Source organism: Lysinibacillus sp. FN11, assembly GCF_024628845.1.
Taxonomy (GTDB): Bacteria; Bacillota; Bacilli; order Bacillales_A; family Planococcaceae; genus Lysinibacillus; species Lysinibacillus capsici.
Window position 1 is genome coordinate 3199745 of sequence record NZ_CP102383.1, and the last position, 14695, is coordinate 3214439.

The following is a 14695-nucleotide window of genomic DNA, read 5'->3' on the forward strand; positions in this document are numbered from 1 at the left end:
GTTAAAAAACAAAACGATCAATAAAATTTTTGGGAAAGGTTATCCCTCTCTAATCATACAGATAATGAGTTATTTTGTTTACTACAGCTAGTATGAAAATAAAGAAAAGACACTTTTACACATTACTAATTGGGGTGGAGCCAGCGTCACTCCTAGGGGACTTAGCTGGCGTAACGGAAATCAACCCCTCGCCTTGCAAACTCGCTTTTTCTGCTATTAACATCACTATTTTAATAGTATGTCTTAATTTGCAAATGGCAAACTTGCCAAAATGCCATTATATAGCTTTAATACGACATAAACAATTAATGTTAAAAGAATCGTCCACATAAAAAGCTCAAAGATTAATAGTCCGATTGTGCCACCCATTGATATAAAATGGCTCATTTTATAAATCAGATAAATAAAGTAGGTAAATATCGTTATGACAAAAATACCTATTAAAACATAAATAAATTGGATGGCAAATGCAGAACACATAGCACCTACAAATAAAATAATATAGCCACCTCGAGCCTGACTAACTGTGGCTCCTTCGTTGTCCTTTGAAAAGAACAGCATTCCTACTTCATGAATAGTTTCGCCTACAAGTTTAAGAGCAGAAAATAACATAAAAAAAACAATGGCAAAGACGATAAGAAGAAATACACGTAATTCAAAATCTGATAAAAACTCTCGCATTCCTGAATACACACCGATGGCTTGAAAAATCTGCAAAGATTTACCAACAGCATACATCCCAAATGTCAAACTAAACAATAAAATTGTAATTAATGGTAGATAACCATAGATATATGGGTTCTTCATAAAAAATTTTTTTCCTCTATTTTTATTGATAACTTCCTATTTATAATATAACGAAAATTCTCCAATGACCGCAAGCTAAATCCCTATAGTACATATGCATTCTCAATTAAAGTACGTTATAATTGATTTACTTACCTGCATAAAGGAGGGTTTTTTTGTTACAAGTACTTTATATTTTTATTCCAATGCTTGTTGCAATATTAGTGCCATTATTATATAAACGCATGAATAATATTCACACAGGTTGGTTTGTTCTTGCTGTACCTGTTACGCTTGCTGTTATTTATGCAACATATATTGCTCAAGTTGCTAAAGGTGAGGTATTTACTGCAGAGCTACCTTGGATTCCATCGCTTAATATTTCCATCATCTCATATTTAGATGGACTTAGCTTATTATTCTCATTACTCATTACTGGAATTGGCTCGTTAGTAGTGCTTTACTCCATTTTTTACTTAGATAAACATAAAGAAAAATTACATAACTTTTATGTTTACTTACTGTTATTTATGTCAGCCATGCTGGGAGTAGTACAATCAGATCATTTAATTACACTCTATTTCTTCTGGGAGCTAACATCCATATCATCATTTTTACTCATCGGCTATTGGTATAATAGAGATGCCTCACGCTTCGGTGCATTAAAGTCTATGATGATTACAGTTGGCGGCGGCTTAATGATGCTAGGTGGCTTCGTTCTTCTTTATTTAATGGGAGGAACCTATTCCATTCGAGAATTGATTGTCATGGCACCAAATTTAGTAGATCAGCCTTTATTTACTTGGTCACTTGTCCTATTACTCTTGGGAGCATTTACAAAATCCGCGCAATTCCCATTCTACATTTGGTTACCAGATGCCATGGAGGCGCCAACACCAGTAAGTGCATACCTTCACTCAGCTACAATGGTTAAAGCAGGTATCTATTTAGTTGCACGATTTACGCCGATATTTGCAGCCTCTGAGCTTTGGGTCTGGCTTGTAACAGGTGTCGGTATCTTAACTTTATTCTGGGGTTCCTTCTTTGCAGTCAAGCAAACTGATTTAAAAGGTATTCTAGCATTCTCTACAGTCAGTCAGCTTGGGCTTATTATGTCACTACTTGGGGCAAGTGCTGTTGCTTTTCATGCAAATGGCTCAGTCGATACCATTAAGTTTGCTGCATTTGCTGCCATTTTCCACCTTATTAATCATGCAACATTTAAAGGCAGTCTCTTCATGATTGCGGGTATTGTTGATCATGAAACAGGAACTCGAGATATTCGTAAACTCGGTGGTTTAATGAGTATTATGCCAATTAGTTTTACTGTGGCTGCAATAGGAAGTTTATCAATGGCTGGTCTTCCACCATTTAATGGCTTCTTAAGTAAAGAAATGTTTTTAACAGCCATGCTTGCACTTCAAAAGTTTGAATTTTTCGGCTTTGAAACATGGGGAGCACTTTTCCCTATTGTTGCGTGGATTGCTAGTATTTTTACATTTATCTATAGCTTCTATTTTGTTTTCCGAACATTTAATGGAAATTACAAACCGGAGCAGTTACCTCATAAACCACATGAGGCGCCGATTGGTATGCTAATTTCTCCTATGCTTTTAGCGGCTTTAGTTGTGACAATCTTCTTTATTCCAAACTTTATAGGTAATACCTTTGTAAAACCAGCCGTTCAAGCGATACAGCCATTTTTGTATGATTCGCCTCAAGCTGTTGATATTCATGTATCTGCTTGGCATGGTAAGATCACTCCTGAGCTACTGATGACTATTGGAATTATAATAGTTGGCGTATTGTTATTTGTTGCCTTACCAAAATGGCAAGGGATGTATCAACGATTCCCACAAGCGTTAACATTAAACAATGCCTATGACAAAATCATGCAGGGATTAGATGTTGGCTTAAATCGTTTATCTAGACGCTATATGACAGGTTCTATGCGTCACTATTTACTCTATATGTTTAGCGGAATAACTATTATTGTTATCGGCTCTCTATTTGTGAAAGATGCATTTAATATTTCATTCCAAGGAGCCTCACCAATTAATCTATACGAAATTATCTTGATCATTGTCTTATTAATTGGTACTGGCATCACCATTTTGGCAAAATCACGATTAACGGCCATTATTGGGCTTGGTACTGTTGGCTATACAGTAGCCTTATTCTTTGTCATTTTTAACGCACCTGATTTAGCGTTGACACAGCTCGTTATAGAAACGATTTCAGTAGCACTATTTTTATTAGCATTTTACCATCTACCTAAGCTTGGTAAACGCGAGGAGCGAATGAGGTTCCAGTTAAATCGTGCCATTGTTTCCATTGCAGTTGGTGTGATGGTAACACTTGTTGCGTTATCAGCTCATTCCCAAAAACTAATTCCCTCTATTGCTAAGTACTACGAGGAAACCGTCTATTCATTAGCTGGTGGCGGAAATATTGTAAACGTAATTTTAGTAGACTATCGTGGTTTCGATACATTGTTTGAAATTACAGTACTCGGCATAGCTGGCATGGGCATCTTAGCTATGATTAAGTTACGTATGAATAGAAAGGAGAACACTCATGAAAACAAATGATGTGATAATACAATTTACAGCTAAAATTGTATTTTTCATTATTTTCTTCTTCTCCATTCATATTTTTTTAGCTGGTCACTATACGCCTGGTGGAGGCTTTGTTGGTGGTCTGTTAACATCAAGTGCACTTGTTCTTTTAGTGTTAGCCTATGATATCAACACAGTCCGCCATATTCTACCGATTAATTACACATATTTAACAGCCATTGGCTTACTATTAGCCCTTGCTACTGCGGCATACCCAATGTTTGTGGGCAAACCGTTTTTCACACATTTCTTTGATTATTTCGATTTACCGCTTCTAGGCAAACAGTCATTACACACGGCTATGCTTTTTGATAGCGGTGTCTATTTGGTTGTTGTCGGCGTTACGATGACCATTATTCAAACGATTGGAGAGGATGAATAATGGAAATAATTATGGCATTTGTGATCGGCTTTCTCTTTATGGCAGCGGTCTATTTAATCTTATCAAAAAGTTTATTGCGCATTATTATTGGAACAGGTCTGTTAAGTCATGGTGCTCATCTACTCATCTTAACAATGGGTGGTCTTGGTGGTGAAGCTCCACCTGTCTTAAACGAAGGAGCCAAAACATTTGCTGATCCTTTACCCCAAGCACTTATTTTAACTGCGATTGTTATAAGCTTTGGGGTGACAGCATTCTTCCTTGTACTTGCCTACCGTTCCTATCAAGAGCTTAACACGGATGATATTAGCTTAATGAGAGGAAGTGATGAGGATGAATAACTTCCTACTATTACCCATAATCATCCCGTTTTTCTTCGGTATGATTTTAATGTTTGGACAAAAAAATCTAACTTATCAGCGATCATTTTCATTACTTGGGATTGGACTAGCCCTCCTCTCTGCCCTTTCACTGCTTTTAAAAGTGAAGGAAGATGGTATTCAAAAGGTCACATTTGGAAATTGGCCTGTTCCTTACGGTATTACAATGGTATCTGATATGGTGTCTGCATTGCTCGTTACAACGACATTGCTTATTGCGCTATTTGTTGTTTGGTATGGCTTCGGTTCTATTACTAAGGAACGCGAACGCTTCTTTTATTACCCTGGTATTATGTTTATTTTAACTGGGGTCAATGGTGCCTTTACAACAGGCGATATTTTTAACTTATTTGTGTTCTTTGAAGTATTGTTAATGGCTTCCTATTTGCTTATCGTTTTAGGTGGTGAGAAGGGGCAACTGAAAGGGTCTATTAAATATATTTTAATTAATGTTATTTCTTCGGCCTTATTTGTTATAACCGTTGCCTATTTATATTCTGTAGTAGGGACATTAAATATGGCTGATATTGCGGTAAAAATTGCTGAAATTAATCAACCAGGAATTATTACTGTTATTGCCGTACTATTTTTAATGGTATTTGGACTAAAAGCAGCTATTTTCCCATTATACTTTTGGCTTCCTACTTCGTATGCAGCAGCCCCGATCCCTGTCTTAACTCTATTTGGCGCTCTGCTCACAAAGGTTGGGGTATATGCCATTACACGTACCTATACACTATTTTTTGTACATGATTTATCCTATACACATGATTTACTAATGGCATTAGCTATTGCAACAATTGTGGCTGGTTGTATTGGAGCACTCGCTTATTTCGATGTAAAGCTCATTATTATCTATAACATTGTCATTGCAGTAGGTGTCATTTTATTTGGTGTCTCTCAAATGAATGAGGCTTCTTTAAAAGGAGCTATGTTTTATTTAATACACGATATGCTGATTAAGGCAGCACTCTTTATGTTAATCGGCATTATCATCTATATTACTGGTACATCTGACTTGCGTAAAATGGGTGGGCTAATGAAAAAATACCCTGCACTGGGTTGGTGTTATTTAATAGCAGCTTTTGGCTTAGCTGGAATTCCACCACTTAGTGGGTTTGTTGGAAAGCTGTTAATTGTTCAGGGAGGCTTTGAGGCTGGAAGTATGTGGAGCAGTATTTTCATTTTAGCATCTTCACTGCTTGTTTTACTATCCGTGATTCGTATTTTCCTCTATGCCTTTTGGGGTAGGGAAAAAGAAACACAAGGTACCGTCGACAAATCTACCTATAAAATGCTATTTATGCCTACTGCGTTGCTAGTACTTATTACTGTCGCATATGGTGTGGGTTCTGAATGGATTACGCCATTTATGGATGATGCTGCAAAACTATTAAATGATCCATCTATCTATATAGATGCTGTGATGAAGGAGGATTAGCACTATGGCATTTCAAATGATTTTAAATTTTGTACTTGCCTTTGTCTGGATGTTCCTTTCCTCTAATTACACAGCAACTGGTTTTATCATAGGATTCATTATGGGAATAATCTTACTCTTTCTCATGCGGAGGTTTTTCAAGTCGCGTCTTTATGTCTATCGATTATGGGCCATTCTAAAATTAACTTTGTTGTTCTTAAAAGAGTTAATTTTAGCAAATGTTCAAGTATTGAAAGTAGTATTAAAGCCAAAGTTGGACATGCAACCTGCCTTTTTTGCTTATCCAACTGTTCTAACACAAGACTGGGAAATCACTTTATTATCAAGCCTTATTACTCTAACACCAGGAACAGTCGTAGTGCATGTATCAGACGATGCGAAAACATTGTATGTACATGCAATTGATATTAATGATGCAGATGAAGCCATTGCTTCCATTCGAGATTCATTTGAGAAAGCGATTTTGGAGGTGAGTAAATCATGACAACATTTATTATTGCTGTAATCGTAGTGATTTGCTTATCGATGATAGCGGTCATTTATCGAATGGTAAAAGGTCCTTCCGCATCCGATCGAGTTGTAGCTTTGGATTCACTTGGGGTTTCACTCATTTCCCTAATCGGACTATTTTCGATTTTAGTGGAAACAAGCTTCTTTCTTGAAATCATTTTATTGCTAGCAATTTTATCGTTTATCGGTACGATGGCCTTCTCTAAATTCATAGAGAAAGGAGATATCATCAAACGTGACAATTCTCGCTAATAGTTTAGTTATCTTTTTCATTACTGTTGGAGTACTCTTTATTGTCGTGACAGCTATCGGACTTGTCCGTTTACCTGATTTGTATACACGTGCCCATGCCGCTTCAAAAAGTGCAACACTTGGCGTCATGTGTGTACTGATCGGTGTATTCTTTCACTTTTGGCTGATTGAAGATCATTTCAACCCTCGTATTTTACTGGGGATACTCTTCCTCTTTATCACTGGTCCTGTTGGCGGACACATTATGACGCGTTCTTCCTATATTGCTGGTGTTAAGCCATGGAAAGGTACTGTACGTGATGAACTAGGTCCTGAAATTGACAGAATGAAAAAGGAACAAGGTGTAAAATAAATATAAAAATCTGCCCGATTACAAAATCGAGCAGATTTTTTTAGTTAAATATATCCCTTGGCAGTTAAAATATTTGTCAGTTGCTCCACACATTCTTCTATAGAATGCTGTTCTGTATCCAAAATAACTTCTGGGTTAATTGGTTCTTCATATGGAGCGCTAATCCCTGTAAAATTAGCAATTTCAGCATTCCTTGCTTTTTTATACAAACCTTTAGGATCTCTTTTTTCACATGTTTCTACTGAACACTTTACATAGACCTCTAAAAATTCACCATCCTCTACAAGTTCACGAACTACCTGACGATCTTCTCGATAAGGTGAAATAAAAGCTGTTAGTACAATTTGACCGCTCTCTATAAATAGCTTTGAGACTTCACCTATTCGACGAATATTTTCTTTGCGCCCTGCTTCATCGAATCCTAAGTCACTATTTAAGCCATGACGCACATTATCACCATCTAATACGAAGGCTTGATTGCTCCTTTCAAATAATCGACGGGCAAAAGCATTGGCCACTGATGATTTCCCTGAAGCAGATAAACCCGTAAACCATAAAATAAAGCTTTGATGTTTATTTTTTGAACGGCGTTCCTCTTTTGTAATGGAGGCTTCATGCCAAACAATGTTTGAACTCATTTCACTACCTCCTTACTCATGCCTTTAATTAAAATGTCTACGACTTCTTTACGACTGAATGTACTTGGTGGTACTTCTCCATTTCGTAGCATCTCACGTACCTTCGTTCCTGATAGAATGACATGGGCAGAGCTATCATGTGGACATGTCTTTGTCGTAGCCATGCCTTCACATTGCTGACAATAAAAGCTATGCTCAAATTTTAGTGGGACAATTCCTAATTCATCTTCAGTAAACTGTTCAAAAATCTTTTGTGCATCATATGTGCCATAATAATCACCAACACCTGCATGATCACGACCAACAATAAAATGAGTACAGCCATAATTTTTTCTAACAAGTGCATGGAAAATAGCTTCCTTTGGTCCTGCATACCGCATAGCGGCTGGAAAAATACCTAATTGTACACGACTTTCAGGATAATAGTTTTTTAATAAAACCTCATAGCTCTCCATACGTATAGCAGCTGATACATCATCTGACTTTGTTTCACCAACAAGTGGATTTAGAAATAACCCATCAATCGTTTCAAGTGCTGCCTTTTGAATATATTCATGCGCCCTATGGACTGGATTACGTGTTTGGAAGCCAACAATGGTTTTCCATCCCTTGTCAGCAAATAATTGTCGTGTTTCTATTGGGTCAAATGAATAAGCAGGGAACTTTTGTGTAAGACGTTTAATTAACGTAATTTTTCCTCCAACATAAATGGCAGGACGATCAAAAAGCTTTTGAACGCCCGGATGTGCTAAATCCTCTGTTCCATAGACAAGTAAAGCCTCTTTTCGTTTATTCGGCTCATAAATATCTGCTACTTCAATAACGCCATATACTTCATCACCATAAACCAGCTTTACCTCGTCACCAGGCTGTAAAATGGACGCTTTCTCTTTTGAAACAGGTAATGTAATCGGAATACTCCATACTACACCTGATGCTAAACGACTTTGTGCCACGACTGACTCATAATCTATTTGTGTTAAAAAACCTTCAATTGGGCTATAACCCCCTATAGCAATTAGCTCTAAATCACTCAACGAAATCGCATCCAACTCAATTTCCTTATGAATAGATGTGATTTCTTTTTCTGGATTAAATGCTTGCACAAGTAGCCCACCATGTGGTTGTAGACTCATTAAAATCTCCTCCTAATTCTAGTTAAATACTAAGTTTTATAGTCAAGAGCTAGTGATGGCATGATTCAATTTAAATGCCTTCCCCTGCATCATAGATAGACTGCTCTTCTTCACGCATCGTACGCATCAGACTAATAACCCCTAGCGTCCCAACAATAATGCTGCCATTTAAAATAATGGCATAAAAGTCTTTTTCTAAAAATAACTGCACTAAAAAATAAGAAATGACTAATGAAAAGATGGGTGATACAACCCAAATACGTATAATTTTTTTCACAATATGCTTATGGAAGATTTGCTTTCCGTTTTTCGCCATCCCCATCCCAATGATGGATGAAGAAGTGACTTGTGTTAAGGGTACTGGAAGCCCAAAAATTGAGCTTACGCCAACAAGCAATGCACCTGTACTTGAAATGAGAATGCCCTCAACCTTTTGAAAGCGCACTATTTTTTTACCGTTTGTTTCAAGCACTCGTTTACCAAGTAGCATAGCACCTATTGCGACAAATGCACCGCCAAGCACAATGCCTGTTGTCACATCCATCATTCCTGCTCCCACCAACGGTCCAACTGCATTGGCAACATTATTCATACCCGCTGAAAATGCTTCAAAAAATCCTGCTAATATGAGAAGAACAGTTAAAATTGGCCGATCTTTCAGCAGCCCTCTGTTTTGTAACTTATATAATAACTTTCCACATACAAGAGCAATGACAAAGGCAACAAGCGGTACAATCACCCAAAATGATATAATGACAAGCAGCGAATTGACGAATAAAACTTTATAGGCAATTCCTACACCCACGACAGCACCCACTGTTACTTCACTCGTTGATAAGGGAATGCCTAAAAGATTGGCGAAAAATAACGAGCTTGTCGCAGAAATCAAGATAATGATGACAACCTTTACCGTAATATATTCCTGGGGCATAATGCCTGAGCTTATCGTTTTGACTACCTCTCCTCCGCCTAATACAGCTCCACTGTATACGCCTATCGCGCATAAAAGCAATGCTTGCCACGCTTTTTTGATGGCACCTGCCCCATAAGCAACACCCATTGAGGCTGCTGCTCCGCTTGCCCCTATGTTCATCGCAAAAAATAAGCTAATAGCTATTGCAAAATATTCAAGCATGGCAGAACTCCTTTATTCATGTAACCCGCACTCAGTTTTACCAGAACCTTGCCATCTACCTGAACGTAAATCCTCCATTGTAAATGCTGGTTTCGTACAATGCTCACAGCCGATGCTTGGATAGCCTTGATCGTGTAACGGATTATATGGCAAACTGTGCTTTGAAACATAGCGCCAGACATCCTTCCAAGTCCAATGAATCAATGGACAAACTTTAATCGATTTAAATTTATCGTCACGATTTAGAAAGTTTGTTTGTTGACGTGTTGGTGATTGCTCACGACGTAAGCCTGATATCCAAGCCTTTTTACCTGATAAGGCTTCGTGTAAAGGTTTTATCTTACGAATATCACAGCACTTATTTGGGTTGGACTTCCATAGCTCGTCACCATGTTGTGTAGCTTGTTGCTCTAGTGTAAGGGCTGGCTTTTTCATGACAATGTTGAGTTGTGGATATTTTTCTTTGACTTTATTAATGGTTTCATATGTTTCTTTAAAGTGTACATCTGTATCCAAAAAAACAATCGTAGCGTTAGGCTTTACCTTTGAAGTGAGATCAATTAAGACAATGCCCTCAATACCAAAGCTACATGCATAGACGATTTCATCTCCATATTCTTGATAGCTCCACTGTAAAACCTCTAGTGCAGCCTTATACAAATCATCAACCTGAAAATCAATGATCGGTTCTTGCCAATTTTCGTAAGTTAACATCGAATCCCCCTCATAGCAAAAAAGGCGTTCTAACAAAAGACATAGGAAAAACAGGTCTTTGTTAAAACGCCTCTAGTTTGACTAGCCAGCTCTATATTTAATGATTGTTCACTAGTAGTTGCTACCTCGTATCACAATCATTCTACTTATTACCAAATATATACTAAAGTACACCAAGCAGTCAACTAGGTTTTTTTAATATCTTTTCCTTACACCCATTTTTTTTGTTCCTTGCCGCATATGATGAATGGTATCTAGGGACACTTCCATTAATTTTCAAAATAAATAATCTTTTTCATAATTCCTTGTTGACTAATAGGAAATATATGTTTAATGTATTACTAAAGCTTTGACCTAAATAAAAAAACGCTGATCAGAGGATCTGAAGGCCATCTACCCAATGTTGTCATGTCATTGTGGGTGATGGCTTTTTGCATTCTTAAGACAGAAAAGGGGCGGATTAACTATGAGAAAAAAGAGCTATGTTCTCCAATCATTAGCATTTTTAACTATTCTAACACTTAGTTTAGCTGGCTGTGGAAGTGCTAACTCAGATGAAAAAGCAAGCGGCCAGGAAGACAAGAAGTCTGTAGAGCTACTAAATGTATCCTATGATCCAACACGGGAGCTTTACGATGAGTTCAACAAGGATTTTATAAAAAAATGGAAGGATGATACTGGCCAAGACGTCACAATCAATCAATCACATGGTGGATCTGGCAAACAGGGACGTGCAGTTATAGATGGTCTTGAAGCCGACGTTGTGACACTCGCACTGGCTTACGATATTGATGAAATTGCTCAAACACGTGAGCTGCTGAATAAAGATTGGCAAACCGAATTTGATCATAATTCGACGCCCTATACATCTACAATTGTTTTTTTAGTTCGCCAGGGCAATCCAAAAAACATACAAGATTGGGATGATTTGATTCAAGATGATGTATCTGTCATTACACCTAATCCCAAAACATCTGGAGGTGCACGTTGGAACTACTTAGCTGCTTGGGCTTATGCCGGAAAGTTATATAACAATGATGAGACAAAAATAAAAGAATTTATGACATCACTTTACAGCAATGTAGAAGTACTTGATTCTGGCGCTCGTGGAGCTACAACAACATTCGTAGAACGTAAAATTGGAGATGTCTTAATTGCGTGGGAAAATGAAGCATATCTCTCTCTCAATGAATTAGGTAAGGATGAATTTGAAATCATCACGCCTTCATTAAGTATTTTAGCAGAGTCACCAGTTGCAGTTGTAGACAAAATCGTAGATAAAAAAGGGACACGTGAAGTCGCTGAAGCTTACTTACAGCATTTATATAGTGATACAGGGCAAGAAATTGCGGCGAAAAATTATTATCGCCCACGTAGTGAAACGATTCTAGCAAAATATAAAGATCAATTCCCTCAGCTTGAACTTGTTTCCATTGATGATTTTGGTGGTTGGTCACAAGCACAAGCAAACCATTTTAAAGACGGTGGTACCTTTGATGAAATATACGTACCACAATAAGGAGCGTTTTGATGAGCAGTTTAATCATTCCTAAAAAATCGCGTCGAATTATTCCAGGCTTTCATTTATCTCTTGGTTATACAATGCTTTACGTAAGTTTACTAGTGTTACTACCACTTTCAATGATTTTCATTCATACCATGTCCTTAAGCTGGTCAGCATTTATCGATATCATTACAGATCCCCGTGCTGTTGCTTCCTACAAAGTAAGCTTTAGCACTGCATTGATTGCAGGCTTACTAAATGTTTTTTTCGGTACGACTATTGCATGGGTTCTCGTTCGCTATCAATTCCCCTTTAAACGAATCATTGATGGGCTTGTAGACTTACCTTTTGCATTACCTACTGCTGTTGCTGGAATTGCTTTAACATCTCTTTATGCGCCAAATGGTTGGATTGGTCAATTTTTTAATTTTAAAATTGCTTTTACACCTCTTGGCATCATTATTGCTTTAACCTTTATCGGGCTACCCTTTGTTGTACGAACGGTCCAGCCCGTCTTACAAAATATCAGTGCTGAGGTTGAGGAAGCTTCGGCAAGCCTTGGAGCCAATCGTTTACAAACCTTCCGTAAAGTCATCTTACCAGAGCTAGTACCAGCTATTTTAACTGGCTTTTCCTTGGCCTTTGCGCGCGCTTTAGGTGAATATGGCTCGGTTGTTTTTATTGCAGGAAATATGCCGATGAAAACGGAAATTACGCCGTTAATTATTATGACAAAGCTTGAGCAATATGATTATGCAGGGGCAACTGCCATAGCTGTTGTCATGCTTGTGACATCCTTTATTTTGTTGTTCACCATTAACTTGATACAATGGCTAGCCAATCGTCGGTTTGTACATTAGGAGGTACTATATGGAACAATCAGCTTTTATTCAGCAGGCTAGTACAGAAAAAAGTAAAGCAGCTACTCAGTCTGCTGCCTTACAGGAGCCTCGTATTATTCGCTATATGTTAATATTTATTGCCTTAGCTTTTTTAGCTTTCTTTATCGTACTACCTTTAGTATCTATTTTTATTACAGCCTTTCAAAAAGGAGCCGACGTTTACTTTGCTGCGATTACACATCCAGATGCATTAGCTGCTATTAAGCTTACTTTAATCGTCGTAGCCATTACTGTACCCCTCAATGCAATCTTTGGCGTAATGGCTGCCTGGGCACTCACAAAGTTTAATTTTAAGGGGAAAAATCTATTACTTACTATGGTAGATTTACCTTTTGCAGTTTCACCTGTTATCGCAGGTTTAGTGTTTATTTTATTGTTTGGCTCACAGGGACTATTTGGTGATTGGTTGTTTGTACATGATATTAAAATTGTGTTTGCACTACCAGGCATTGTCCTTGCCACAATTTTCGTCACTTTGCCCTTTGTTGCACGTGAATTAATACCGCTGATGCAAACCCAAGGTACATCTGAGGAAGAAGCGTCCATTTCATTGGGGGCAAGTGGCTTTAAAACCTTTTGGTATGTCACATTACCCAATATTAAATGGGGACTATTCTATGGTTTGATTTTATGTAATGCACGAGCCATCGGAGAATTCGGGGCTGTGTCTGTTGTATCTGGTCATATTCGTGGCATGACAAATACGATGCCACTTCATATTGAAATTCTCTATAATGAATATCAATTTGCAGCAGCCTTTGCAGTTGCTTCCTTAATGAGCGTAATGGCCATCTTTACATTAATTGTGAAAGACATTATTGCTTGGAAATCAAGATCTAGTTAAAAGGAGATGGTCTCAATGAGTATACAAATTCAAAACGTATCCAAAAAATATGGGTCCTTTCAGGCACTAGAGGATATATCCGTACATATTCAGTCTGGGGAACTAGTAGCACTGCTCGGCCCTTCTGGATCAGGAAAAACCTCCTTATTACGTGTGATTGCTGGGCTTGAAACAACGGATGTTGGCAACATTTTATTTGATGGTCAATCCATCACAGATCACCATCCAAAGGAACGTAATGTGGGCTTTGTCTTTCAACATTATGCGCTTTTTCGCCACATGACGGTCTTTGACAATGTAGCTTATGGCTTGAAGGTACGTCCTCGAAAAAGCAGACCTTCAAAACAACAAATCAAAGATAAAGTGATGGAATTATTGCAACTTGTGAAGCTTGAAAATTTCTCAGATCGGTTTCCAACACAGCTTTCGGGTGGGCAACGACAACGTGTCGCACTGGCAAGAGCGCTTGCCGTAGAGCCAAAGGTACTGTTACTAGATGAACCATTTGGAGCTCTCGATGCAAAAGTACGCAAGGAGTTACGTCGTTGGCTTCGAAAGTTACATGATGAATTTCATATTACAAGTATTTTTGTGACACATGACCAGGAGGAAGCTCTCGATGTTGCAGATCGTATTGTGGTCATGAACAATGGCAAAATCGAGCAAATTGGTAGTCCAGACGAGGTCTATACAAATCCCAAAAGTCCATTTGTCTATGACTTCTTGGGCAATGTCAATTTATTTAAAGGTCGCTTACATAATGGTAAGCTCATGCAGGGCGAAGTTGTACTTGATGTACCTGATGCCCTAACACATTCAGAGGACAATGCGATAGGCTATGTCCGTCCACATGATATTCAGATTGAGAAAACAAGTATTCCAGATACGGTTCCTGTTAAAATCAGCCATATTCATTTACTAGGCCCTATTGTCCAAATTGAGCTACGTCGTGAGGATCTTGATGAATTTTTAGAAGCGGAGTTATCAAAAGAACAATTTCATCTTCTTCAACTGAAGGTGGGCGATCAGGTATTTGTAAAGCCGAAACAATTAAAGGTGTTTATTCCTGAAGATTATTCTATATAAAAAAACCATGTAGCA

General features: G+C 37.9%; 16 protein-coding genes. 11 read left to right on the forward strand and 5 right to left on the reverse strand.

What is annotated here, in order from left to right; all coding sequences use genetic code 11:
* Positions 1 to 243 precede the first annotated feature (243 nt).
* Positions 244 to 807: a DUF5366 family protein gene (locus tag NP781_RS17005; RefSeq protein WP_004228386.1), complete on the reverse strand. Its 564-nt coding sequence runs from the start codon at positions 805 to 807 to the stop codon at positions 244 to 246.
* Between the two features lie 155 nt (positions 808 to 962).
* Between NP781_RS17005 and NP781_RS17010 the strand changes: the two genes are divergently transcribed.
* Genes NP781_RS17010 through mnhG form a run of 7 tightly spaced genes read left to right on the forward strand, consistent with a single transcriptional unit; the run spans position 963 to position 6721 of the window.
* On the forward strand, positions 963 to 3377 hold the full coding sequence (locus NP781_RS17010; RefSeq protein WP_274770024.1) for a Na+/H+ antiporter subunit A: 2415 nt from the start codon (positions 963 to 965) through the stop codon (positions 3375 to 3377).
* A complete protein-coding gene (locus NP781_RS17015) occupies positions 3364 to 3786 on the forward strand; it encodes a Na(+)/H(+) antiporter subunit B (protein ID WP_004228380.1) in 423 nt (140 codons plus the stop codon). The genes NP781_RS17010 and NP781_RS17015 overlap by 14 nt, the downstream gene beginning before the upstream one ends.
* Entirely contained in the window at positions 3786 to 4127 is a 342-nt protein-coding gene (locus NP781_RS17020; RefSeq protein WP_004228379.1) for a Na(+)/H(+) antiporter subunit C, read from the forward strand. The genes NP781_RS17015 and NP781_RS17020 overlap by 1 nt, the downstream gene beginning before the upstream one ends.
* Positions 4120 to 5607, forward strand: a complete 1488-nt coding sequence (locus NP781_RS17025) for a Na+/H+ antiporter subunit D (RefSeq protein WP_306827782.1) — start codon at positions 4120 to 4122, stop codon at positions 5605 to 5607. The genes NP781_RS17020 and NP781_RS17025 overlap by 8 nt, the downstream gene beginning before the upstream one ends.
* 4 nt (positions 5608 to 5611) lie before the next feature.
* Positions 5612 to 6091, forward strand: coding sequence for a Na+/H+ antiporter subunit E (locus tag NP781_RS17030; RefSeq protein WP_004228376.1), 480 nt, complete (start codon positions 5612 to 5614; stop codon positions 6089 to 6091).
* Entirely contained in the window at positions 6088 to 6369 is a 282-nt protein-coding gene (locus NP781_RS17035; protein ID WP_004228375.1) for a Na(+)/H(+) antiporter subunit F1, read from the forward strand. The genes NP781_RS17030 and NP781_RS17035 overlap by 4 nt, the downstream gene beginning before the upstream one ends.
* On the forward strand, positions 6353 to 6721 hold the full coding sequence (gene mnhG, locus NP781_RS17040; RefSeq protein WP_004228373.1) for a monovalent cation/H(+) antiporter subunit G: 369 nt from the start codon (positions 6353 to 6355) through the stop codon (positions 6719 to 6721). The genes NP781_RS17035 and mnhG overlap by 17 nt, the downstream gene beginning before the upstream one ends.
* A gap of 44 nt (positions 6722 to 6765) precedes the next feature.
* Here mnhG and cysC read toward each other — a convergent pair whose 3' ends face one another.
* The 4 genes from cysC to NP781_RS17060 form a co-directional block, all read right to left on the reverse strand.
* Positions 6766 to 7359, reverse strand: coding sequence for an adenylyl-sulfate kinase (gene cysC / locus NP781_RS17045; protein WP_004228371.1), 594 nt, complete (start codon positions 7357 to 7359; stop codon positions 6766 to 6768).
* Positions 7356 to 8495, reverse strand: coding sequence for a sulfate adenylyltransferase (sat, locus tag NP781_RS17050; RefSeq protein WP_257520410.1), 1140 nt, complete (start codon positions 8493 to 8495; stop codon positions 7356 to 7358). Before sat ends, cysC begins: the two co-directional genes overlap by 4 nt.
* 70 nt (positions 8496 to 8565) lie before the next feature.
* Positions 8566 to 9630, reverse strand: a complete 1065-nt coding sequence (locus NP781_RS17055) for a sulfate permease (protein WP_221681293.1) — start codon at positions 9628 to 9630, stop codon at positions 8566 to 8568.
* Positions 9631 to 9642: 12 nt separating this feature from the next.
* Positions 9643 to 10344, reverse strand: a complete 702-nt coding sequence (locus NP781_RS17060) for a phosphoadenylyl-sulfate reductase (protein WP_257520411.1) — start codon at positions 10342 to 10344, stop codon at positions 9643 to 9645.
* Between the two features lie 466 nt (positions 10345 to 10810).
* On the opposite strand from NP781_RS17060, the gene NP781_RS17065 reads away from it, so the two are divergent.
* The 4 genes from NP781_RS17065 to NP781_RS17080 are packed head-to-tail and all read left to right on the forward strand — an operon-like array spanning position 10811 to position 14680.
* Positions 10811 to 11863 (forward strand): sulfate ABC transporter substrate-binding protein, encoded by a 1053-nt coding sequence (locus NP781_RS17065; RefSeq protein WP_257520412.1) that lies wholly within the window; start codon positions 10811 to 10813, stop codon positions 11861 to 11863.
* Between the two features lie 11 nt (positions 11864 to 11874).
* On the forward strand, positions 11875 to 12708 hold the full coding sequence (gene cysT, locus NP781_RS17070) for a sulfate ABC transporter permease subunit CysT (RefSeq protein ID WP_257520413.1): 834 nt from the start codon (positions 11875 to 11877) through the stop codon (positions 12706 to 12708).
* A 10-nt stretch (positions 12709 to 12718) separates the two neighbouring features.
* Positions 12719 to 13594 (forward strand): sulfate ABC transporter permease subunit CysW, encoded by an 876-nt coding sequence (gene cysW, locus NP781_RS17075; protein WP_257520414.1) that lies wholly within the window; start codon positions 12719 to 12721, stop codon positions 13592 to 13594.
* A gap of 15 nt (positions 13595 to 13609) precedes the next feature.
* Positions 13610 to 14680, forward strand: a complete 1071-nt coding sequence (locus tag NP781_RS17080) for a sulfate/molybdate ABC transporter ATP-binding protein (RefSeq protein ID WP_257520415.1) — start codon at positions 13610 to 13612, stop codon at positions 14678 to 14680.
* Positions 14681 to 14695: the final 15 nt, after the last annotated feature.

Coding starts and splice junctions, on each gene's coding strand:
- cysT (WP_257520413.1), top strand. CDS start 11,875: ATGAGCAGTTTAATCATTCCTAAAAAATCGCGTCGAATTATTCCAGGC.
- sat (WP_257520410.1), bottom strand. CDS start 8,495: ATGAGTCTACAACCACATGGTGGGCTACTTGTGCAAGCATTTAATCCA.
- NP781_RS17065 (WP_257520412.1), top strand. CDS start 10,811: ATGAGAAAAAAGAGCTATGTTCTCCAATCATTAGCATTTTTAACTATT.
- NP781_RS17015 (WP_004228380.1), top strand. CDS start 3,364: ATGAAAACAAATGATGTGATAATACAATTTACAGCTAAAATTGTATTT.
- cysW (WP_257520414.1), top strand. CDS start 12,719: ATGGAACAATCAGCTTTTATTCAGCAGGCTAGTACAGAAAAAAGTAAA.
- NP781_RS17080 (WP_257520415.1), top strand. CDS start 13,610: ATGAGTATACAAATTCAAAACGTATCCAAAAAATATGGGTCCTTTCAG.
- NP781_RS17020 (WP_004228379.1), top strand. CDS start 3,786: ATGGAAATAATTATGGCATTTGTGATCGGCTTTCTCTTTATGGCAGCG.
- NP781_RS17060 (WP_257520411.1), bottom strand. CDS start 10,344: ATGTTAACTTACGAAAATTGGCAAGAACCGATCATTGATTTTCAGGTT.
- NP781_RS17030 (WP_004228376.1), top strand. CDS start 5,612: ATGGCATTTCAAATGATTTTAAATTTTGTACTTGCCTTTGTCTGGATG.
- cysC (WP_004228371.1), bottom strand. CDS start 7,359: ATGAGTTCAAACATTGTTTGGCATGAAGCCTCCATTACAAAAGAGGAA.
- NP781_RS17055 (WP_221681293.1), bottom strand. CDS start 9,630: ATGCTTGAATATTTTGCAATAGCTATTAGCTTATTTTTTGCGATGAAC.
- NP781_RS17035 (WP_004228375.1), top strand. CDS start 6,088: ATGACAACATTTATTATTGCTGTAATCGTAGTGATTTGCTTATCGATG.
- NP781_RS17025 (WP_306827782.1), top strand. CDS start 4,120: ATGAATAACTTCCTACTATTACCCATAATCATCCCGTTTTTCTTCGGT.
- NP781_RS17005 (WP_004228386.1), bottom strand. CDS start 807: ATGAAGAACCCATATATCTATGGTTATCTACCATTAATTACAATTTTA.